Origin of the sequence: Burkholderia sp. Ax-1724 (genome assembly GCF_011752995.1) — a bacterium.
GTDB lineage: Bacteria > Pseudomonadota > Gammaproteobacteria > Burkholderiales > Burkholderiaceae > Paraburkholderia.
On the sequence record NZ_VWWL01000010.1, the window covers coordinates 96,390 to 115,072 of the forward strand.

Genomic DNA, 18,683 nt, shown 5'->3' on the forward strand with positions numbered 1-18,683 from the left:
CTAAGCTTAGCTTTTCGTGACGCGATAGACCGCAAGACTACCACGCCAGTTCACGCCCCAACGTACCACCTGCCCGTCGTGCAGCACGACGCGATCGAGAATTTCGATGCCGACCTCGGGCGCGAGCGCTTCGAAGTCCTTGATGGTCAGCACGCGCACGTTCGGCGTGTTGTGCCATTGATAAGGCAGCGACTTCGACACCGGCATGCGCCCGTTCAGCACCGACAGCCGATGCGCCCAGTAGCCGAAATTCGGAAACGAGACGATGCATTCCTTGCCGACGCGCACGGTCTCGCGCAGGATCGCGGCGGTCTGATGAATCGTTTGCAGCGTCTGCGACAGGATCGCGAAATCGAAGCTGCCGTCTTCGAAGAGGCGCAGGCCGTCTTCGAGATTCTGCTGGATCACGTTGATGCCGTTCTGCGTCGCCGCGAGCACGCCCGCGTCGTTGATCTCGATGCCGTAGCCCTGCACGTCGAGTTCCTCGTTCAGCAGCGACAGCAGCGAGCCGTCGCCGCAGCCGAGGTCGAGCACGCTCGCGCGCGGCTCGACCCAGCGGGCGATCGCGCGGAAGTCCGGGCGCGACGCCAGGTAATCAAGGGCTCGCTGGTTCATGCGTTCACCTCGTTGGCAATGCGTTCGTAATAGGCGCGCAGCAGGTTGTGATAGCGCGCGTCGTCGAGCAGGAAGGCGTCGTGACCGTGCGGCGCGTCGATCTCCGCGTAGGTGACCGTGCGCTTGTGGTCGAGCAGCGCCTTCACGAGTTCGCGCGAGCGCGCCGGCGCGAAACGCCAGTCGGTCGAGAAGCTCGCGATCAGATACTTGGCCGTGGTGTGCGCGAGCGCGGCGGTCAGGTCGCCGGCGAAGGCCTTGGCCGGATCGAAGTAGTCGAGCGCGCGCGTGATCAGCAGGTAGGTGTTCGCGTCGAAGTAGTCGGCGAACTTGTCGCCCTGGTAGCGCAGATACGACTCCACTTCGAATTCGACGTCGAAGTTGAAGTTGTAGTCGTCGAGCGCGCCTTCCGCGCGGCGCAGCGAGCGGCCGAATTTCTCGGCCATGTCGTCGTCCGAGAGATACGTGATGTGGCCGATCATGCGCGCGACGCGTAAGCCCCGCTTCGGCTTCACGCCGTGCGCGTAGTAGTCGCCGCCGTGGAAGTCGGGGTCCGACAGGATCGCCGAGCGCGCGACCTCGTTGAACGCGATGTTCTGCGCGGAGAGCTTCGGCGTCGACGCGACCACGATGCAATGCGCGACGCGCTCCGGATACATCATGCTCCACGCGAGCGCCTGCATGCCGCCGAGGCTGCCGCCCATCACGGCGGCAAAGCGCGTGATGCCGAACGTGTCGGCGACGCGCGCCTGGGCGTTGACCCAGTCTTCCACCGTGACGACCGGAAACGTCGCGCCATACGGCTTGCCGGTGGCGGGGTCGAGGCTCATCGGCCCGGTCGAACCGAAGCACGAGCCGAGGTTGTTCACGCCGATCACGAAGAATTTGTCGGTATCGAGCGGCTTGCCGGGGCCGACCATGTTGTCCCACCAGCCGACGTCTTTCGGATTGTCGGCGTAGACGCCCGCCACGTGATGCGATGCGTTGAGCGCATGGCACACGAGCACCGCATTGCTGCGCGCGGCATTGAGCGTGCCGTAGGTCTCGACCATCAGGTCGTAGCCGGCGAGCGAGCTACCGTTGCGCAATGGCAGCGGCTCGGTGAAATGCATTTTTTGGGGAGCGACGATGCCGATGGATTCCATTCATTCCGCCATTGGGTCAACAGGGCGGCTAAACGGCGTCGGCGATGCACGGAGGAGAAGGCTGTGTGCGCAGCTGACGACCTCTTTAGCCGCATTTATAGTGAACCGCGGGCCGTTGGCCAGTGGTTCGCGCGCCCGCAATCGAGTCAGCAAATCGGCGCGTGGAAAGGTGTGAAGCCGGGTGCAGCGTGTTCGGGATGCCTTGGCGCGGTCCGTTGTGCATCGACGGGCCGCGGCGGCATCAGGCGCAAAGTATAGCGGAAAATTCCGCACGGCAGCGGCGCGGGCAGACCGCGCGGACGACTGAAAGAACTACTGAAGAATCAGCAACAGTTGTGCCTCTGCGTGTTCGGCGGGCGGGCGCGCGAAACCGCTGCGCACATAGCGGTGCCAGCGGCCGATCACGTAGCTCAGGAGCAGGCTCGCGCGGATCGTGGGATCGTAGCCGGCGGGCAGCGTGGCGTGTGTCGTGGCGTCCGGCTCGGCGGGTTGATCCGCGTGAGCGTGCGCACCGGCGAGCGCTTCCGTTTGCGCGAGCCGCAGGCACTGCTTCAGCGACGCCTCGACGCGTTCGAGCATCTGGTTCACGCGCTCGGTCAGCCGCTCGTGTTCGCCGACCAGCGCCTCGCAGGTCAGCACGCGCGTCATGCCGGGATTCTTCGCGGGGAAATTGAGCAGCATCAGCGCGATCGAACGCGCTTGCAGCACGCCGTTGCTTTCGTGGCTGGTGATCTGATTGATGAGCCCGAAGAGCGTCTGCTCGATGAACTCGATCAGTCCTTCGAACATTTGCGCCTTGCTCGCGAAGTGCCGGTACAGCGCCGCTTCCGACACGCCGATCCGGGCGGCGAGCGCCGCCGTGGTGATCTTCTCGCCCTTCGGCGCTTCGAGCATGCCCGCGAGCGTTTGCAGGATATGCACGCGGCGCTCGCCCGGTTTCGGGCGTGGTGCGCGTGTGGCGGTGGGCGCGGCCGCGGGCGCCGCGGGGGAGCGTTCGGCTAAGGCTTCGTGAGGCTTGTCGATCGGCTGCATGGCTGTCCCCCGGCTGCTGTGGTGGCGGCTTCGTGGCTACTGTCCCGGCTTGCGTCCCTTCCATCGAACCGAGCGGGTGCCCAGTCGTAGCGATTTTAACGAACGAATGCTGCGGTCGACATAATGCGGCCGGCCGGTGCCCGGCAGGCGCGTCGGCACGCCGTCCGCGTGCGGGCGGCGCGGCAGGTGGCCGGTGATCCACACCGTGCGGATGCCGAGCCGCCGGTAGTTCTTCAGGTGCGAGCGCGTGTCTTCGACGAGGATCGCGTCTTTCAGCGACACGTGCGCGTCGCGCATTGCACGGCGCAGCATCGCGTGATCGGGCTTCGCGCGCCACTGGCGGCGGTCGCGCATGTGTTCGATCGCGATCACGCGTTCGAACAGCCGTTCGATGCGCAGTTCGGCCAGCACCGCGCGCGCGTATGCTTCGGGCGCGTTGGTCAGCACGATCTTGCGGCCCGGCAGCGCCGCGACGAGGCGCGCGACGCCGCGTTCGTGGCGGATCATCGAGCCGAGATCGGGGAAAGTGTGCACGACCTTCAGGAAGTCGTGCGCGTCGAGCGGATGGTGGCGCGTGAGGCCGAGCAGCGCGGCGCCGTAGCGCTGCGTGTAGCCGGTGCGCAGACGGTTCGCCTCGTCGATGTCCACGTGCAGCGCGTCGATGATGTACTGCGTCATCCCGTGATTGATCGCCGGGAAAATGGCGTGCGATGCGCGGTGCAGCGTGTTGTCGAGGTCGAACAGCCAGACGGGCTTGCCGCCCGCGATGTCAGGACGGCGGCGTCGCGAAGTGGAGGTGCGCATGGTGGAGACCTTCAGGCGCTGACGGGCGCTTCATGCCGCCAAGGCGGCCGGCCGGTTTGCCGCGGGGAAGCTGGGGCGCCCGGATGCAAGCACGGTGGCGGCACGAGGCGGGCGGTGTTACTCGTGTTGCCGTCCGCCGGTCGTGCCGGCGGGACGAACCGAATGGTTTGCGCGGGCGCCTGTAACGCCGTTGCGGCCACCGCGACCGCTGTTGCGGCATGACCGGCGCGATCCACACAACCGGCCAGCCGCGCCGTCCGGCACACGCGCCGCGTGTGGCCGGTGCTCGGCGCCGGAATCAATGCGAGCGGATCATCGTGCCGAACGGCTGTTCGGTCAGGATTTCCAGCAGCACCGAATGCTCGATGCGGCCGTCGATGATGTGCACCGAGCGCACGCCGCTCTTCGCCGCGTCGAGTGCGGACGAGATTTTCGGCAGCATGCCGCCGGAGATCGTACCGTCTTCGAACAGGCCGTCGATTTCGCGCGCCGACAGATCGGTCAGCAGATTGCCTTCCTTGTCCATCACGCCGGGGATGTTGGTCATCATCACGAGCTTTTCGGCGTTCAGCACGACCGCCAGCTTGCCCGCGACGAGGTCCGCGTTGATGTTGTACGACAGGCCGTCTTCGCCGGTGCCGATCGGCGAGATGACCGGAATGAACGCGTCGTCCTGCAATGCCTTTACCACAGCCGGGTTGATCGACTCGACCTCGCCCACCTGGCCGATGTCCACGTACTGGCCCGGATTGTCGCGATCCGGCATCAGCATCTTGCGCGCGTGGATCAGGCCGCCGTCCTTGCCGGTCAGGCCGACCGCGTGGCCGCCGAAGTGGTTGATCAGCATCACGATGTCCTGCTGCACCTCGCCGCCGAGCACCCATTCGACGACTTCCATCGTCTCTTCGTCGGTGACGCGCATGCCCTGGATGAACGTGCCCTGTTTGCCGATTTTCTTCAGTGCCTGGTCGATTTGCGGACCGCCGCCGTGCACGATGACCGGATTGATGCCGACCAGCTTCAGCAGAATCACGTCGCGCGCGAAGCCCTGCTTCAGGCGTTCCTCGGTCATGGCGTTGCCGCCGTATTTGATGACCACGGTCTTGCCGTGGTACTGGCGGATGTAGGGCAGCGCCTCGGCCAGAATTTCGGCCTTCAGGGTGGGCGCAATCTGCGAGAGGTCGGGAAGCTCGGACATGGCGGCAGGCTCGGGCAGGAAACAGTTAAAACAGCGCGAATTGTACAGGACTGGCGCGCTGCAACAGGGTTTTCCGCAACGGCGCGAGCGACGGGCAGGGCGCGATTGGCGTACCGCACCAGGACCACCCTCGCGGACGAAGCGAGGAGCAAGCTTAACGCGCCTGCATGACGGCTGTGAATCAGCCGGATGGCCGATGCACCGGTGCTGCCGATCGTGGCATCATTTCCCGAGCGATGCCTTTGGGGGCGTCCTTCCGCAATCCTCTTCCGGTCTGCAATGAACGCATCTTCTTCCGTCCTTTCCGGGCACAGCGCGCGCTGTTCGCGCTGCGGTAGCGCATTCGACTGCGGCATGCATGCGCAGCCGTTCGATTGCTGGTGCCGCGAGTTGCAACCGCTGCCCGCCGAACGGCTCGATCCGGCGAGCCGCTGTCTGTGCCCGGAATGTCTGGTCGCGGAGATCGCGCGCGCGAGGCAAGGAGAGTCCGGGACCGAGCAACGCCGATGATGCACCGAATCACCAACACCGGCCGGGTCAATCTCGGTCATCTGTTCTGGCTGCGCAGCCTCGCGATCATCGGTCAGCTGGTGACTATCGCGTTCGTGCAGATCTTCATCGGCGTGAATCTGCCGTTGCCGGCGATGCTGCTCGTCATCACGCTCGAAGTTCTGTTCAACGCGCTCACGTGGTGGCGCGTTGCGCAGCAGCGGCCCGAGTCCAACATGGAGCTGTTCGGGCAAATATGGGTCGATCTCGGCGCGCTGTCCGCGCTGCTGTTTCTCTCGGGCGGCACGACTAATCCGTTCGTTTCGCTCTATCTCCCTTCGCTCGCGATCGCCGCGGCCGTGCTGCCCTGGCGTCTGATGGCCTGGCTCGCGGCATTCGCGGTCGCCTGCTATGCGGTGCTCGGTTTCGATTCCGTGCCGCTCAATCTCGACAATCCCGCGAACCTGTTCGAGTACTACCGCGCCGGCATGTGGGTCAACTTCATGGTGAGCGTCGGGCTGATCGCATGGTTCGTCGCGCGCATGTCGCGCGCGCTGCGGCTACGTGACGCAGCGCTCGGAGAAGCGCAGCAGCGCTTGCTTCACGACGAACGCGCGGTCGCGCTCGGCGTGCAGGCGGCTACCGTGGCTCACGAAATCGGCACGCCTCTGTCTACAATCGCCATGTTGTCCGAAGAATTGCGCGACGCGGCGCGCACCGACGCGGGGCTCGCGCGCTACAGCGCCGATCTCGAACTGCTCGAGCAGCAGATGACGCTCTGCACGTCCGCGCTCGCGCGCCTGCGCAGCCGCGCAACGACCACGACGAACCGCCAGCCGGTCGGCGAATGGCTCGAATCGTTTGCCGAGCAGTGGCGCCTGCGTCATCCGCACGTGAGGTTCGAGCGGATCGGCGCTCCGCCCGCGGACGCGAGCATCGACGATACGGTCGCCGTCGGCCAGATCCTGACGATCCTGCTCGATAACGCCGCGCGTGCGAGCCGCGATCACGTCACGCTGTCCTGCGCGCTCGCGGCGCGCGGCGATCAGATCGAGTTCGACGTGTGCGACGCGGGCCCGGGCATTCCGGCCGCGTTGCGCGGCTCGCTCGGCGCGATGCCGGTGGAGAGCACGCAGGGCGGACACGGCGTGGGGCTGTACCTGGCCTTCTCGGCGGCGGCGCGTCTGCGGGGCTCGATCGAGCTGACCGACGTCAAGGCGGCCAAACCGCGCGGCACGCGCGCGGTGCTACGGCTGCCGCTGGCCGGGCGCAAATTTTCCGGCGCGAGCCCACGAGGCGCCGCGCCATCCAATACGGAGAAACAGGCATGAGCGAAAAGAATTTTCTGGTGATCGACGACGACGAAGTGTTCTCCGGCATCCTTGCGCGCGGTTTGACGCGGCGCGGCTACACCGTGAGCGAAGCGCACAACGCGGACGAAGCGATCAGGCTGGCGAATCAGCAGAAGTTCAGCGAGATCACGGTCGACCTGCATCTCGGCGACGATTCCGGTCTCACGCTCGTGGCGCCCTTGCGCGATCTGCAACCCGATGCGCGCATGCTCGTGCTGACCGGCTATGCAAGCATCGCGACCGCGGTGCAGGCCGTGAAGGACGGCGCGGACAACTACCTCGCGAAGCCCGCCAATGTCGAGACGATTCTGTCGGCGCTGCAAAGCGAGGCGAGCGCGGTGCAGGCCGAAGAAGCGATCGAGAATCCACAGCCGCTGTCGGTTGCGCGGCTCGAATGGGAGCATATCCAGCGCGTGCTCGCGGAAAACGGCGGCAATATTTCGGCTACGGCGCGTGCTTTGAACATGCATCGGCGGACTTTGCAGCGCAAGCTCGCGAAGCGGCCGGTCAGGCAGTAGGCGGTACGGTAGGGCGAGGCGCGTGCGCTCGGCGTGGCGGGCGCGGTTCGGGGCGCTGCCGCCATGTAATGACGGTGAGCGGCATAAAACAAAACGGGCTGCCTCGTTGAAGGCCGCCCGTTTTTTCATGCATCGGCTTCGAGCGCGATTACGCGATCACAGCACGTAGCGGGACAGATCTTCGTCTTCCGCGACTTCGTTCAGCGCGCGATCGACATACGCCGCGTCGATCTGCACCGTGCGGCCCGAATGATTGCCGGCCGAGAACGACACTTCTTCGAGCAGTTTTTCGATGACCGTATAGAGACGCCGCGCGCCGATGTTCTCGGTCTTTTCGTTCACCGAGTACGCGATTTCGGCGAGACGGCGAATGCCGTCGTCGGCGAATTCGAGGTGCACGTCTTCGGTGGCGAGCAGTGCCTGGTATTGCTTGACGAGGCTCGCATCCGTCGAGACGAGAATCGACTCGAAGTCGTTGACCGACAGCGAATCGAGTTCGACGCGAATCGGGAAGCGCCCTTGCAGCTCGGGGATCAGATCGCTCGGTTTGGCGAGATGGAACGCGCCGCTCGCAATGAACAGGATGTGATCGGTTTTCACCATGCCGTACTTGGTGTTGATCGTCGTGCCTTCGACGAGCGGCAGCAGATCGCGCTGCACGCCCTGACGCGACACCTCGCCGCCGCTGCCTTCGTTGCGCGACGCGATCTTGTCGATCTCGTCGAGAAACACGATGCCGTTCTGCTCGACGTTCTGCACCGCCTTGGTCTTCACTTCCTCGTCGTTCAGCATCTTGCCGGCTTCTTCGTCGGTGAGCACCTTCAGCGCTTCCTTGACCTTCATCTTGCGGCGCGTCTTCTTGCCGCCGCCGATGTTGGCGAACATCGAGCGGATCTGCTCGGTCATGTCTTCCATGCCCGGCGGCCCCATGATGTCCATGCCGACCTGCGGCTGCTCGACGTCGAGCTCGATTTCCTTGTCGTCGAGCGTGCCTTCGCGCAGGCGCTTGCGGAACGTCTGACGCGTGGCGCCGCCTTCGTCGGCGGTGTCGGTCGCGCCCGAACCCGAGCCGAAGCCGACCGCGCGCGCGCTCGGCAGCAGGATGTCGAGAATGCGGTCTTCGGCGAGGTCGCCGGCCTTGGTGCGCACCTTGCGCATTTCGGTTTCGCGGGTCTGCTTGACCGAGATTTCGATCAGGTCGCGCACGATGCTGTCGACGTCGCGGCCCACGTAGCCGACTTCGGTGAACTTGGTCGCTTCGATCTTGATGAACGGCGCGTCGGCGAGCTTGGCGAGGCGCCGCGCGATTTCGGTCTTGCCGACGCCGGTCGGTCCGATCATCAGGATGTTCTTCGGCGTGATTTCCTGGCGCAGCGGCTCTTCGACCTGCTGACGGCGCCAGCGGTTGCGCAGCGCGACAGCCACGGCTTTTTTCGCGCGGCCTTGGCCGATGATGTGTTTGTCGAGTTCGGAGACGATCTCGGCAGGGGTCATGGTGCTCATCGTGGGTCCTTACTCGATCGTCTCAATGACGCGGTTGTGGTTCGTGTAGATGCACATGTCGCCGGCGATTTCGAGCGACTTTTCCACGATGTCGCGCGGCGAGAGTTCGGTGTTGTCGGCGAGCGCCTTCGCGGCTGCCTGCGCATACGCGCCGCCCGAGCCGATCGCGCAGATGCCGCCTTCGGGGTCGAGCACGTCGCCATTGCCGGTGATGACGAGCGTGGTGGTGGCGTCCGCGGTAATCAGCATGGCTTCGAGGCGGCGCAGCATGCGGTCGGTGCGCCAGTCTTTGGCCAGCTCGACGGCCGCGCGCGTGAGATTGCCCTGATGCTTTTCCAGCTTCGCTTCGAAGCGATCGAGCAGCGAGAAGGCGTCGGCCGTGCCGCCGGCGAAGCCGACCAGCACCTTGCCGTTGTAGATGCGCCGGACCTTCTTCGCGCCGCCTTTCATGACGATGTTGCCGAGGGTCACCTGGCCGTCGCCGCCGAGCGCGACCTTGTTGCCGCGGCGCACGGAAACGATCGTCGTGCCGTGAAATTGCTCCATATGCGTTCCTCTTTGCAAAACGGGTAGGACGCGATAGCGCGGCGCGCTACCGCATGAATCCTGTCAGCGGACGGCGCGCCGGCCGGCGCGCTCGTGAGCGCATGTCCGGTCTATTTTAGGGCGTGCGCGCCCATATCAAGATCGGCCAAAAGGCATAGGACGAAAAACAGGAAGCGTGGCGCGAGGGGGGCGCGAACGGCGGGCCGGGCACGGCGGCGGCTCGCGGCGGGAAGGTGGTGGCACCGGAAGGACCGCACCGAATGGACGACAAAAAAGACGACACCAAAAGAAAAGGCGCACGGCTTACCGTGCGCCTCTCGACGAAGCAGCGTTGTGGGGCGCGCGGCCGCAGCCCGCGCCACTGGCGTTCAGTCGCCGAACAGCTTCTGGCGCAGTTCGCGGCGCTCCTGGGCTTCGAGCGACAGCGTGGCCGTGGGCCGCGCGAGCAGACGCGGAATGCCGATCGGCTCGCCGGTTTCTTCGCACCAGCCGTAATCGCCCGCCTCGATGCGCGCGATCGATTGCTGCACCTTCTTCAGCAGCTTGCGCTCTCGGTCGCGCGTGCGCAGTTCGAGCGCATGCTCTTCCTCGATCGTCGCGCGGTCGGCCGGGTCCGGCACGATGACCGTTTCGCGCAGATTTTCGGTCGTCTGGCCGGCATTGCGGAGAATGTCCGCCTGCAACTGTTCGAGCCTGTTCTTGAAGAAGGCGAGCTGATCCTCATTCATGTAATCCTTGTCGCTCATCTTCAGGATTTCGGCTTCGGTCAAGAGTCGTTTCGTCGTCATCTGGCTTACTTCTTCAATGTGGGGCAAAACTCTTACATAGTGCCCGCACTCTCGTATTGCCCGCACAGGCATTGCGCGGACGCACAGCGCCGGGTGGCCACGAACGTTGGGCTGTCGTGACGCCGAAGCGCCTCGCGACCACGCGCCGGGCGTTGCTAGCTACGCCGCTGCGGGGCCGAACTCCTCTGGAAACCGATTCTCACATGCTCCCGAGGCATCGCTTGCCGGCAAGCGCGTGCCCTTTCGGGCCATGCTCGCCGACGTTTTCGGCGTGTCTCCGGACAAGATTTTCCGGCGCCATTTCAGGCCCGCCGCGGGATACGCGCGACCGGGCAATTCGTTGTCATTCTCCAGTGGGCCCGTATTGTAACTGAATCACAATACGGCACCGCAACTGGCGGAAATCTGTCTGCGGCGCATTGATATCCTGAAAATATAACGCGCACAAGGCCAAAAAGCGATGGTCGTGCGCTGTTTGATACAACAGGGTTTTCACGCGCTTTTCATACTATTGGCTTTCGACTGGCTTGGGCACCGCCGAGCCGCGCTTTTAGCAGAGGATTGCGGCCCGGTGCTGCGATGCGCGGCGAGCGCCCCGGCACACCGTGGCCATGACACGCACTGCCTGCCGCACGGCGCGCGCGGCAGGCCATGTACCTTCCCGGGCCCGCCAGGGAGCGGGGCGGCCGCTCAGGCGAGACAGGCGTCGAGCCCGTCGGTGATGAGGTCGCGCGGCAGTTCGATGCCGATGAACACCATCTTGTTGGTCTTCTTCTCGGCGGGCTGCCATTTCGCGGCGAGGTCGCTGCCCATCATCTGGTGCACGCCCTGGAACACGACCTTGCGATCGACGCCCTTCATATACAGCACGCCCTTGTAGCGCAGCAGATGCTCGCCGTAGATCTGCAGGATGCCGCCGAGGAAGTCTTCGAGCTTGTTCGCATCGAACGGGCGGTCGCTGCGGTACACGAACGACTTGATCTTGTCGTCGTGGTGCGCGTGGTGGTGATGCCCGTGATCGTGGCCTTCGTGGTCGCAATGGCCGTGCTCGTGATCGCAGTTCGCGTGGTCATGCGCGTGGTCGGCGTGCGTGTGGCCGTGCTCGTCGTGCGCATGCGCGTGGCTGTGCGCGTGCTCGTCTTCGGTGAGGAAGTCCGGATCGATTTCGAGCTTCGAATTGAGGTTGAAGCCGCGCAGATCGAAGATTTCCTTGATGTCCGCCTCGCCGAAATTGACGACCTTGATCGCCGCCTTCGGGTTCATGTGCAGCAGACGGTGGCGCAGATCGGCCACGTGCTGTTCGTCGACGAGATCGGCCTTCGTGACGAACAGGCGGTCGGCGAAACCGACCTGACGCTGCACCACTTCGTGTTCGTCGAGCTGATGGTTCGCGTGCTTCGCGTCGACCAGCGTGATGATCGCGTCGAGCAGGAATTCGCCCGCGATCTGGTCGTCCATGAAGAAGGTTTGTGCGACCGGGCCCGGATTCGCGAGGCCGGTGGTTTCGATCACGACACGGTCGAAGTCCACTTCGCCGGACTGCTTCTTCGCGGCCAGATCGCCCAGCACGCGCGAGAGGTCGCCGCGAATCGTGCAGCAGATGCAGCCGTTGCTCATCTGGATGATCTGCTCGTTGCTGTCCTGCACGAGGATGTCGTTGTCGATGTTCTCTTCGCCGAACTCGTTCTCGATGACGGCGATCTTCATGCCGTGCTTTTCGTTCAGGATGCGCTTGAGCAGAGTGGTTTTGCCGCTGCCGAGAAAGCCGGTCAGGATGGTGACGGGGATCATGTAGGTCGCCTGTAAGTCGTAAAACGGTGCGTACTCGAACGCTAGCCTGAGCTAGCCGGATGCGTGGGCCGGGCGCGGCGGCCGCATGGCGCGCAGCCCGTCTGGCCGGTTATTGAAACATATTTGCCGGGCGGGCGCAGGTCGGGGCCGTTTGCGCCCACGACGGCCAACCCGCGCCGATGCTGCCGTCGGCGCCTGCAATCCGCCCGTAAATAGGGGCGATCAGGTGATTTGCAACAGCAGACCCTTCAGGTATTCACCCTCGGGGAAAGCCGTGAGCAGCGGATGGTCGACGCCCGCGCCGAGCCGCTTGAGAATGCGCGCGTCGACGCGGGCGTCGGCGGCCGCGCCGGAGACGATCTTCTGGAACAGCTCGGGGTCGATCGCGCCGGAGCACGAGTAGGTGAACAGCAGGCCGCCCGGGCGCAGCAGCTTCAGGCCGGTCAGGTTGATGTCCTTGTAGGCGCGCGAGGCGCGGTCCACGTGCTCGCGCGACGGCGCGAATTTCGGCGGATCGAGCACGATCAGATCGAAGCGCTCGCCTTCGTCGTAGAGGCGACGCAGCGTCTTGAACGCGTCGGCGTCGAGCCATGTGGCGCGTGCCGCGTCGAAGCCGTTGGCGGCGACGTTCTGCTGCGCGAGCGCCAGCGCCTCGCCCGACGAATCGACCGACACCACGCGCCTCGCTCCCCCCTTCAATGCCGCGAGCGAAAAGCCGCCGGTGTAGCAGAAGCAGTTCAGCACGTCGCGATCCTGCGCGAGCTGCTGCACGAGCAGGCGGTTGTCGCGCTGATCGACGTAGAAGCCGGTCTTATGGCCGTTGCGCACGTCGACGTGATAGCGCACGCCGTTTTCGCTCGCGATCAGCCGGTCCGACGGCGGTTCGCCCGCGAGCACGCCGGTGATCTGTTCGAGCCCTTCCTTCTGGCGGATCGAGACGTCCGAGCGTTCGTAGACGTTCGGGCAGCCGGTCGCGCCGACCAGCGCCGCGACGATCGCCTCTTTCCACGCCTCGACGCCCGCCGCCATGAACTGGCAGACGAGCTGGCTGCGCTGGCCCGCATCCTCGGCGACGTAGTGATCGACGATCAGACCGGGCAGGCCGTCCGCTTCGCCGAAAATCAGCCGCACCGCGCCGGTGTCGCGCACCATCGCGCGACGATGCGCGAGCGCGCGCTGCACGCGGCGCTTGAAGAACGCGTGATCGATCGGCTCGGCTTCGTCGAAGCTCCAGACGCGCGCGCGGATCTGCGAGTGCGGGCTGTACGCGGCGCGTGCGAGAAAGCGGCCGTCGCGCGCACGCACGAGCACGGTCGCACCCGGCTCGGGGTGGCCGTCGACGTGATCGATCGCGTTGGCATAGACCCACGGGTGGCGGCGCAGCAGCGATTTTTCTTTCGACGGTTTGAGCGTAACGGTATTCATCGGATGTCAGCGGGAACAAGGGGCCGCGGGGCAGGCCCGGCGCGGCGCATGAAGCGGGGGTGAGGGCCGCGTGCCGTGGCGGGCGGCGGCGGTCGTGTTGTCGGTGGCGCGATCCGTTGCGTGATCAGTTACGTTTTCTGGCGCGCGGATGCGCGCTGTCGTAGACGTGGGCGAGATGCTGGAAATCGAGCCCCGTATAAACCTGCGTTGCGGTGATGCTCGCGTGGCCGAGCAGTTCCTGCACCGCGCGCAGGTCGCCGCTCGACTGCAATACGTGCGTCGCGAACGAATGCCGCAGCACGTGCGGATGCACGTTGGCGGGAATGCCGGCCGCGAGCGCCGCGCGCTTCACGCGCTCGCGCACGACGTTCGGCGAGAGCCGGTTGCCGCGTGCCGACAGAAAGAGCGGATGCGGATCGTGCTTCACCATCTGCCCGCGCACCGCGAGCCATGCGTTCAGCGCCGCCACCGCCTTGCCGCCGACCGGCACGACGCGGCGCCGGTTGCCCTTGCCGAGCACTTCGACTTCGGCCGAATCGAGCTTGAGCCAGCCGGCGGAGCGGTAGCCTTCGGTGTCGGCGAAACGGACGTCGAGGCCGACCAGTTCGGCGAGCCGCAGGCCGGACGAGTAGAACAGTTCGAGTATCGCGTGATCGCGCAGGCCCTCGGGCGAGTCGGCCGGCGGGTTGTCCATCAGACGCGCGGTGTCGTCGACGGACAGCGCCTTCGGTAGCGTTTTGGCCTGCTTCGGCGCGCGCACGGCCGCGACCGGATTGGCCGGCAGATCGACGCGGCCGGCGAGCCAGCGATAAAACGCGCGCCATGCCGACAGCCGGTGACCGATCGAGCGCGCCGTCAGGCCGCCCGCGTGTGCGCGCGCGACGGCGCCGCGAATGTCGACCGCCGTGAGGCTTTCGAGCGGCCGGCCGTTGGCGAGCCGCTTCAGTTCCTCGAGTTCGTGCGTGTAGCCGCGCAGCGTATGCGCCGAGAGCCGCCGCTCGTGCTCGAGATGCGACAGGTAGGCGGCGATCGGGTCGGCGGCGGTCACGGTGGGTTGCGGCGGCGAGTGCGCGAGCGGGGCGCGGAATCAGCGCGGCAGCAGCCGGCTCAGCGCGGCGCTAGCGAGCGCGCCGATCTGCGTGAGGAAATCGGTCGCCATGCCGTCGTGGAAACGGCGCGCGTCGGCCGAACCCATCACGAGCAGGCCGAACGTGGGGGCAGTCTCGGCGCTTTCGGGGTCGCGTAACGCGAGCAGGGCGACCGATTCGGTCGCGTGGGCCGCTTCATCGGGTATGGCGCCGTTTTCGTCGGCCGCGCCGGTTGCTCCGTTCGCGCCACTCGCGGCGCCGTTCGCCGCCGGCACGAGCCATTGCGCGGCCTCGAAGCCGGTGTTCGCGCCGCAGTACGGCGTCGTCAGGCTGCTCGCGAAAATGCGCACTTCCTCGCTGACGTGGCGCGCGAAGTCGGCTTGCCCGTACGGCTCGGCGATGTCCCACACGCGCAGCGCCGCTTGCGGCACGTCGAAGATGTCGCGCAGACCGTTGGCGATCGTGCGTGGCAGTGCGTACGGATCGCGCTCCGCCATCACGCGGATGGTCCAGCGGTTGAACTTCGACGCGATGCTGTCGTTTTCGTGACCGTAGCGCAGCAGTTCGGCGAGGCGCCGTTCGAGATGCTTGTTCTTGTCGCGCAGCATCTCCATTTGCCGCTCCTGCAGCGAGACCGCGGCTTTGCCATGCGGATTCGCGAGCCGGATGGTCGCGAGCGTTTCCGCGTGTTCGACGAAGAATTCGGGGTTGGCGAGCAGGTATTCGGCGACTTCGCGATCGTTCATGGTTTCGGCTAAAGGACGACGGGACGGCCGCCGTGGGCGGCGCGCCGGTCAATGAGTTCAGGCAGCCGGCGCAACGGTGGTCCGTGTGCCGGATGAATCGTGCTGCGAATCGTTTTGCGACGTGGCGGACGGTTCGTGGGCGAGGTCGGCGGCGAACGTATTGGCCAATTCGTCGGCCAGCTCGTCGGCCAATTCGATCTCGCCTTCGAAGACGGTCGCCGCGGGGCCGGCCATCAGCAACGGCGCGCCTTCCTGCGCGCCGTCCCAGGTGATCGTCAGATCGCCGCCGTGCGTATGCACGAGCACCGGCGAGTCGAGCAGCCCGCGCCGGATGCCGGCAGCGACGGCCGCGCACGCGCCCGTGCCGCACGCGAGCGTTTCGCCCGCGCCGCGCTCGTAGACGCGCAGGCGGATCTCGCTGCGGCTGACGATCTGCATGAAACCCGCGTTCACGCGCTGCGGGAAGCGGGCGTGCCGCTCGATCACCGGACCTTCGACGAGCACGGGGAACGCTTCGGCATCGTCGACGATCTGCACCGCATGCGGATTGCCCATCGAGACGACCGAAATCCAGCGTGTCGTGCCGTTCACGTCGAGCGGCCAGAGCGTGTCCGCGCCTTCGCGGCGGCCTTGCAGACCCTTGGTTGCGAACGGCACGAGCGCGGGATCGAATACGGGCGCGCCCATGTCGACGATCACCTCGCCGTTGTCCTGCATCGTCAGCGTGAGCGTGCCTTTCTGAACCTGCACGCGCACGCTGCGCTCGTCGGTGAGGCCGCGGTCGCGCACGAACTTGACGAAACAGCGCGCGCCGTTGCCGCAGTGCTCGACCTCGCCGCCGTCGCAATTGAAGATGCGGTATCTGAAATCGACGCCTGCGACGGTCGGCTTTTCCACTAGCAGCAACTGGTCGGCGCCGACGCCGAAATGGCGGTTCGCGAGCGCGCGCACCTGCGCCGTGGTGAGGTTGACCGGCTGGGTGTAGCCGTCGAGCACGACGAAGTCGTTGCCCGCGCCATGCATTTTGGTGAATTTAAGCTTCACGTTTTCCGTGTATCCGTTGCTGCAGAGGGCTTCGTGGGTTCGAGCGAAGCCGGAATCCGGGACGGGCTGACGGCCTCGCCGTCGATGCGTTCGAGCCGTGTCAGACCAATAGTGGATGATACACGCAGTGCTCATGGCGCCGGTATCGACATCGCTCGGGGATGCCGTCGTCGGGCGGCGATGTTGAACAGGTCGCCAGTGGCGAAAGTACTCCCCGCAACAATCGGGCGCTCGAATTACGCGAGAGATCCTGCTTTGAAAAAACACCTACCAACCAAAGCCGATAGATGTTTTTTCGGCCACGCTAGGTGCGGGGCCGCTTGTTGAATTCGACTCGTTTGAAATAGAGTCGGCTTCGCCCACGGCAGTCGCGGACGCGTGATTGGCAAACGAAAGAAAGCGCGCGTTGCCAGGGACATCAGCTGCTTCGTTCAGAGCAACGCAGAACGGCGCGTGAAGCGCCGTCCGGGAAGAATGTGGGTTTGTGAGCTACCCTCGGCGCTTATGTTTGCCGCGGAGCCGATGCGCTGCCAATACGATCGATATTGCGAATGCGAGGGAAATCAGGAACGTTACATCAAGATAGAGGTCTTCCAGATTCTCGTCGCCATAGACGCGAAAGAATGAACCGAATTGCACCAGCGCATCGGTTGCCCAGTCGGAAAACTGGATATGCCCGAAGCACCACATAAAGCCTGATGTGAGGGCAAGCGTTAAGGCGGTATAGAGACAAACCTTAAAGACAGTTGTCATTGAACGTCAACGGTTCCATAGGCGAAGCCCTTGCCACCGGGTACGGCGATCCGCGATGTTGCCAGCAGCCGCGCGCGAAGTCGCTCGAAGCCGACTGGATCGTCCAGAGTAATGCAGCCTTCGCTCAAATTTTGAGGGCCTCGGGGATGCAGTCGAAAGTTGCCCCTTGCAATGCCGTTTACGAATGTCCTGTCATCGATCTCTCCATCGTCTTTATAGAGTCCGAACCATTTGCTTCGGTCAGTTCCGTATAGATGCTGCAGAAAGAAATCGCGAAGATGTGTGAAGATGCCGCCCGATCCGCGATCAACTATGTAATAGCGGCCGGGCGGCAGCAGCCCGACGTTGGGAACTGCGATATAAGCGGGATTGTCCTTGCCGGCCTTATCGCCCGAAAAGACCGAGAAGTTTCCTACACCCGCGCAAGACAACGTCGACATCGTTTTTCCATTAAGACGGAACGTGCAGTTGATGGGTATATTTTTCTGGTTAGCGAGTTGTTAAATGGCCTATGAAGAGAACCACCCTAGCACTTGAGTGGTCCATTTATTGTCGAAAAATTGTCCGCGCGTCCTCCCGAACCGTGAGTCGTCGAATTTGCTGATGGTTTTCCAGGCAAGGCCAGGCGTGCTGCGGATAGGCGAACTATGCTGGGCGGGATCAACTTGCCGGAGTGTTGCGGATCGTTGCGAACTGCATTGGTGCGTCAAGCCGATTCGGCTGGCGGGCTGCGGCGGGAGCGGGCGGGACGGCACCTGTGCGATGAGTGAGGCAATGCCCGGCCGTGAAACGAAAAGCCGGCCTTTACAAGCCGGCTTTTCGTCTGGATATCTGGGTTCGCTTGCAAATCTGCGATATCACTCGCCCATCCGCCCCCCACCCCTCAATACACCCCCGGCACCCCCGGCGGCCGCGTCTTGAACCGCTTGTGCACCCAGTAATACTGCTCGGGGATCAGCGGAATCTGCTCTTCCAGAAATTCGTTCATGCGGCGCGCGTCGATGTCGTCGTCGCCGCTCGGGTAGTTCTCCCAGGGCTTGAACACCTTGAGCCGATAACCCTTGTAGTTCGGCAGCACCTCGCCGATGAACGGCACGACCTGCGCGTGCCCCACCTTCGCGAGACGGCCGACCGCGGTCAGCGTGCAGGTCGGCACGCCGAAGAACGGCACGAACGTCGAATTGCGCGCGCCGTAGTCCATGTCTGCGCCGAGCATGACCGGCTTGCGCTCGCGCAGCCAGCGCAGCACGATGCGCGCGCTGTCGGCGCGGCTCGCCATGTCCGCGCCGAAACGCGCGCGCGCCGCCTTGGCGACTGCCTCGAGCTCCTGGTTCGACATCGGCTGATAGAGCGAGCCGCATTGGCGCCTGAGCGAATAGTTCAGGAAGATCGAACCGGCCTCGATACCGACGAAGTGAAAGCCGAGAAACAGCGTAGGCGGCAGATCCGGGTCCGTCAGATCGATTGCGCTATCAAGCTGGATCAGCTTTTCGAGCTTCTTCGCCGAGCCGAACCACTGCACGCTGCGTTCGAGATAGCTGCGGATCGCATGACGGAAATGCTTCTGCGCGACATCCTCGCGGCGCTCGTCGCTCCAGTCGGGGAAGCACAGCTTGAGGTTAGTGTGGACGATGCGCTTGCGGCGGCTCGGGAGCTGATAGAGCAGCCAGCCGAGGCCGTCGCCGAGACGGGCGACGAAACCATACGGCAGCAGCGCAAAGAGTTTGAGCAGCCCGATCGCGAGCTTCGCGCCGTAGCGGCTCAGCATGCCGCCTCCAGGCGCGCGGCGGCGCACGTGGCCGGAGGCGACGAATTCGGGACAGCGGAGAAATGGACGTGATGCCGCACT

Annotated in this window: 19 protein-coding genes; 3 read left to right on the forward strand and 16 right to left on the reverse strand. The window is 64.8% G+C overall.

Translation table 11 applies throughout. The annotated features are described in order from the left end of the window. Nucleotides 1-6: 6 nt before the first annotated feature. From metW to argB, 5 genes are all read right to left on the reverse strand, one after another. Nucleotides 7-615, reverse strand: a complete 609-nt coding sequence (metW, locus tag F3J19_RS13740; protein ID WP_167042152.1) for a methionine biosynthesis protein MetW — start codon at nt 613-615, stop codon at nt 7-9. Continuing rightward, nucleotides 612-1,757 (reverse strand): homoserine O-acetyltransferase, encoded by a 1,146-nt coding sequence (locus tag F3J19_RS13745; RefSeq protein ID WP_167042154.1) that lies wholly within the window; start codon nt 1,755-1,757, stop codon nt 612-614. Before F3J19_RS13745 ends, metW begins: the two co-directional genes overlap by 4 nt. A 312-nt stretch (nt 1,758-2,069) precedes the next feature. Then, nucleotides 2,070-2,789, reverse strand: a complete 720-nt coding sequence (gene slmA / locus F3J19_RS13750; protein ID WP_167042156.1) for a nucleoid occlusion factor SlmA — start codon at nt 2,787-2,789, stop codon at nt 2,070-2,072. A gap of 36 nt (nt 2,790-2,825) precedes the next feature. Next, entirely contained in the window at nt 2,826-3,593 is a 768-nt protein-coding gene (locus F3J19_RS13755) for a pyrimidine 5'-nucleotidase (protein ID WP_167042158.1), read from the reverse strand. Between the two features lie 298 nt (nt 3,594-3,891). Further along, nucleotides 3,892-4,791: an acetylglutamate kinase gene (gene argB / locus F3J19_RS13760; RefSeq protein ID WP_167042160.1), complete on the reverse strand. Its 900-nt coding sequence runs from the start codon at nt 4,789-4,791 to the stop codon at nt 3,892-3,894. 279 nt (nt 4,792-5,070) lie between these two features. On the opposite strand from argB, the gene F3J19_RS13765 reads away from it, so the two are divergent. From F3J19_RS13765 to F3J19_RS13775, 3 genes are read left to right on the forward strand one after another with little or no spacing between them, the layout of a single operon-like run. Then, on the forward strand, nt 5,071-5,301 hold the full coding sequence (locus F3J19_RS13765) for a cysteine-rich CWC family protein (protein ID WP_167042501.1): 231 nt from the start codon (nt 5,071-5,073) through the stop codon (nt 5,299-5,301). After that, nucleotides 5,301-6,611: an ATP-binding protein gene (locus F3J19_RS13770; protein WP_167042499.1), complete on the forward strand. Its 1,311-nt coding sequence runs from the start codon at nt 5,301-5,303 to the stop codon at nt 6,609-6,611. Before F3J19_RS13765 ends, F3J19_RS13770 begins: the two co-directional genes overlap by 1 nt. Next, on the forward strand, nt 6,608-7,150 hold the full coding sequence (locus tag F3J19_RS13775) for a response regulator transcription factor (protein WP_167042162.1): 543 nt from the start codon (nt 6,608-6,610) through the stop codon (nt 7,148-7,150). The genes F3J19_RS13770 and F3J19_RS13775 overlap by 4 nt, the downstream gene beginning before the upstream one ends. Nucleotides 7,151-7,306: 156 nt before the next feature. Here F3J19_RS13775 and hslU read toward each other — a convergent pair whose 3' ends face one another. The 11 genes from hslU to F3J19_RS13830 form a co-directional block, all read right to left on the reverse strand. After that, nucleotides 7,307-8,653: an ATP-dependent protease ATPase subunit HslU gene (hslU, locus tag F3J19_RS13780; protein WP_167042164.1), complete on the reverse strand. Its 1,347-nt coding sequence runs from the start codon at nt 8,651-8,653 to the stop codon at nt 7,307-7,309. A gap of 9 nt (nt 8,654-8,662) precedes the next feature. After that, on the reverse strand, nt 8,663-9,199 hold the full coding sequence (gene hslV, locus F3J19_RS13785; RefSeq protein ID WP_013088078.1) for an ATP-dependent protease subunit HslV: 537 nt from the start codon (nt 9,197-9,199) through the stop codon (nt 8,663-8,665). 368 nt (nt 9,200-9,567) lie between these two features. Beyond that, nucleotides 9,568-9,987, reverse strand: coding sequence for an RNA polymerase-binding protein DksA (gene dksA, locus F3J19_RS13790; RefSeq protein WP_008923580.1), 420 nt, complete (start codon nt 9,985-9,987; stop codon nt 9,568-9,570). Between the two features lie 690 nt (nt 9,988-10,677). Further along, nucleotides 10,678-11,778 carry a GTP-binding protein gene (locus F3J19_RS13795; protein ID WP_167042166.1) on the reverse strand — a complete coding sequence of 367 codons (1,101 nt, stop codon included), beginning with the start codon at nt 11,776-11,778 and terminating at the stop codon, nt 10,678-10,680. A gap of 222 nt (nt 11,779-12,000) precedes the next feature. Next, entirely contained in the window at nt 12,001-13,203 is a 1,203-nt protein-coding gene (locus tag F3J19_RS13800; RefSeq protein WP_167042168.1) for a class I SAM-dependent rRNA methyltransferase, read from the reverse strand. A 124-nt stretch (nt 13,204-13,327) separates the two neighbouring features. Next, nucleotides 13,328-14,251, reverse strand: coding sequence for a tyrosine recombinase XerC (gene xerC, locus F3J19_RS13805; RefSeq protein WP_167042170.1), 924 nt, complete (start codon nt 14,249-14,251; stop codon nt 13,328-13,330). Nucleotides 14,252-14,290: 39 nt separating this feature from the next. Then, nucleotides 14,291-15,037, reverse strand: coding sequence for a DUF484 family protein (locus F3J19_RS13810; RefSeq protein WP_167042172.1), 747 nt, complete (start codon nt 15,035-15,037; stop codon nt 14,291-14,293). 57 nt (nt 15,038-15,094) lie between these two features. Continuing rightward, nucleotides 15,095-16,081 carry a diaminopimelate epimerase gene (dapF, locus tag F3J19_RS13815; RefSeq protein WP_167042174.1) on the reverse strand — a complete coding sequence of 329 codons (987 nt, stop codon included), beginning with the start codon at nt 16,079-16,081 and terminating at the stop codon, nt 15,095-15,097. A 489-nt stretch (nt 16,082-16,570) separates the two neighbouring features. Then, nucleotides 16,571-16,834 carry a non-ribosomal peptide synthetase gene (locus F3J19_RS13820; RefSeq protein WP_240158935.1) on the reverse strand — a complete coding sequence of 88 codons (264 nt, stop codon included), beginning with the start codon at nt 16,832-16,834 and terminating at the stop codon, nt 16,571-16,573. Next, on the reverse strand, nt 16,831-17,274 hold the full coding sequence (locus tag F3J19_RS13825) for a DUF2778 domain-containing protein (protein WP_205192848.1): 444 nt from the start codon (nt 17,272-17,274) through the stop codon (nt 16,831-16,833). Before F3J19_RS13825 ends, F3J19_RS13820 begins: the two co-directional genes overlap by 4 nt. A 443-nt stretch (nt 17,275-17,717) precedes the next feature. Beyond that, nucleotides 17,718-18,602 carry a lipid A biosynthesis lauroyl acyltransferase gene (locus F3J19_RS13830; RefSeq protein WP_167042176.1) on the reverse strand — a complete coding sequence of 295 codons (885 nt, stop codon included), beginning with the start codon at nt 18,600-18,602 and terminating at the stop codon, nt 17,718-17,720. Nucleotides 18,603-18,683: the final 81 nt, after the last annotated feature.

What these genes read in the sequence shown, in the direction of transcription:
- F3J19_RS13770 (WP_167042499.1), top strand. Translation starts at nt 5,301, where the DNA reads ATGCACCGAATCACCAACACCGGCCGGGTCAATCTCGGTCATCTGTTC.
- F3J19_RS13800 (WP_167042168.1), bottom strand. Translation starts at nt 13,203, where the DNA reads ATGAATACCGTTACGCTCAAACCGTCGAAAGAAAAATCGCTGCTGCGC.
- argB (WP_167042160.1), bottom strand. Translation starts at nt 4,791, where the DNA reads ATGTCCGAGCTTCCCGACCTCTCGCAGATTGCGCCCACCCTGAAGGCC.
- F3J19_RS13830 (WP_167042176.1), bottom strand. Translation starts at nt 18,602, where the DNA reads ATGCTGAGCCGCTACGGCGCGAAGCTCGCGATCGGGCTGCTCAAACTC.
- F3J19_RS13775 (WP_167042162.1), top strand. Translation starts at nt 6,608, where the DNA reads ATGAGCGAAAAGAATTTTCTGGTGATCGACGACGACGAAGTGTTCTCC.
- F3J19_RS13755 (WP_167042158.1), bottom strand. Translation starts at nt 3,593, where the DNA reads ATGCGCACCTCCACTTCGCGACGCCGCCGTCCTGACATCGCGGGCGGC.
- dksA (WP_008923580.1), bottom strand. Translation starts at nt 9,987, where the DNA reads ATGACGACGAAACGACTCTTGACCGAAGCCGAAATCCTGAAGATGAGC.
- F3J19_RS13795 (WP_167042166.1), bottom strand. Translation starts at nt 11,778, where the DNA reads ATGATCCCCGTCACCATCCTGACCGGCTTTCTCGGCAGCGGCAAAACC.
- slmA (WP_167042156.1), bottom strand. Translation starts at nt 2,789, where the DNA reads ATGCAGCCGATCGACAAGCCTCACGAAGCCTTAGCCGAACGCTCCCCC.
- F3J19_RS13765 (WP_167042501.1), top strand. Translation starts at nt 5,071, where the DNA reads ATGAACGCATCTTCTTCCGTCCTTTCCGGGCACAGCGCGCGCTGTTCG.
- hslU (WP_167042164.1), bottom strand. Translation starts at nt 8,653, where the DNA reads ATGAGCACCATGACCCCTGCCGAGATCGTCTCCGAACTCGACAAACAC.
- F3J19_RS13810 (WP_167042172.1), bottom strand. Translation starts at nt 15,037, where the DNA reads ATGAACGATCGCGAAGTCGCCGAATACCTGCTCGCCAACCCCGAATTC.
- hslV (WP_013088078.1), bottom strand. Translation starts at nt 9,199, where the DNA reads ATGGAGCAATTTCACGGCACGACGATCGTTTCCGTGCGCCGCGGCAAC.
- F3J19_RS13745 (WP_167042154.1), bottom strand. Translation starts at nt 1,757, where the DNA reads ATGGAATCCATCGGCATCGTCGCTCCCCAAAAAATGCATTTCACCGAG.
- F3J19_RS13820 (WP_240158935.1), bottom strand. Translation starts at nt 16,834, where the DNA reads ATGACAACTGTCTTTAAGGTTTGTCTCTATACCGCCTTAACGCTTGCC.
- F3J19_RS13825 (WP_205192848.1), bottom strand. Translation starts at nt 17,274, where the DNA reads ATGTCGACGTTGTCTTGCGCGGGTGTAGGAAACTTCTCGGTCTTTTCG.
- metW (WP_167042152.1), bottom strand. Translation starts at nt 615, where the DNA reads ATGAACCAGCGAGCCCTTGATTACCTGGCGTCGCGCCCGGACTTCCGC.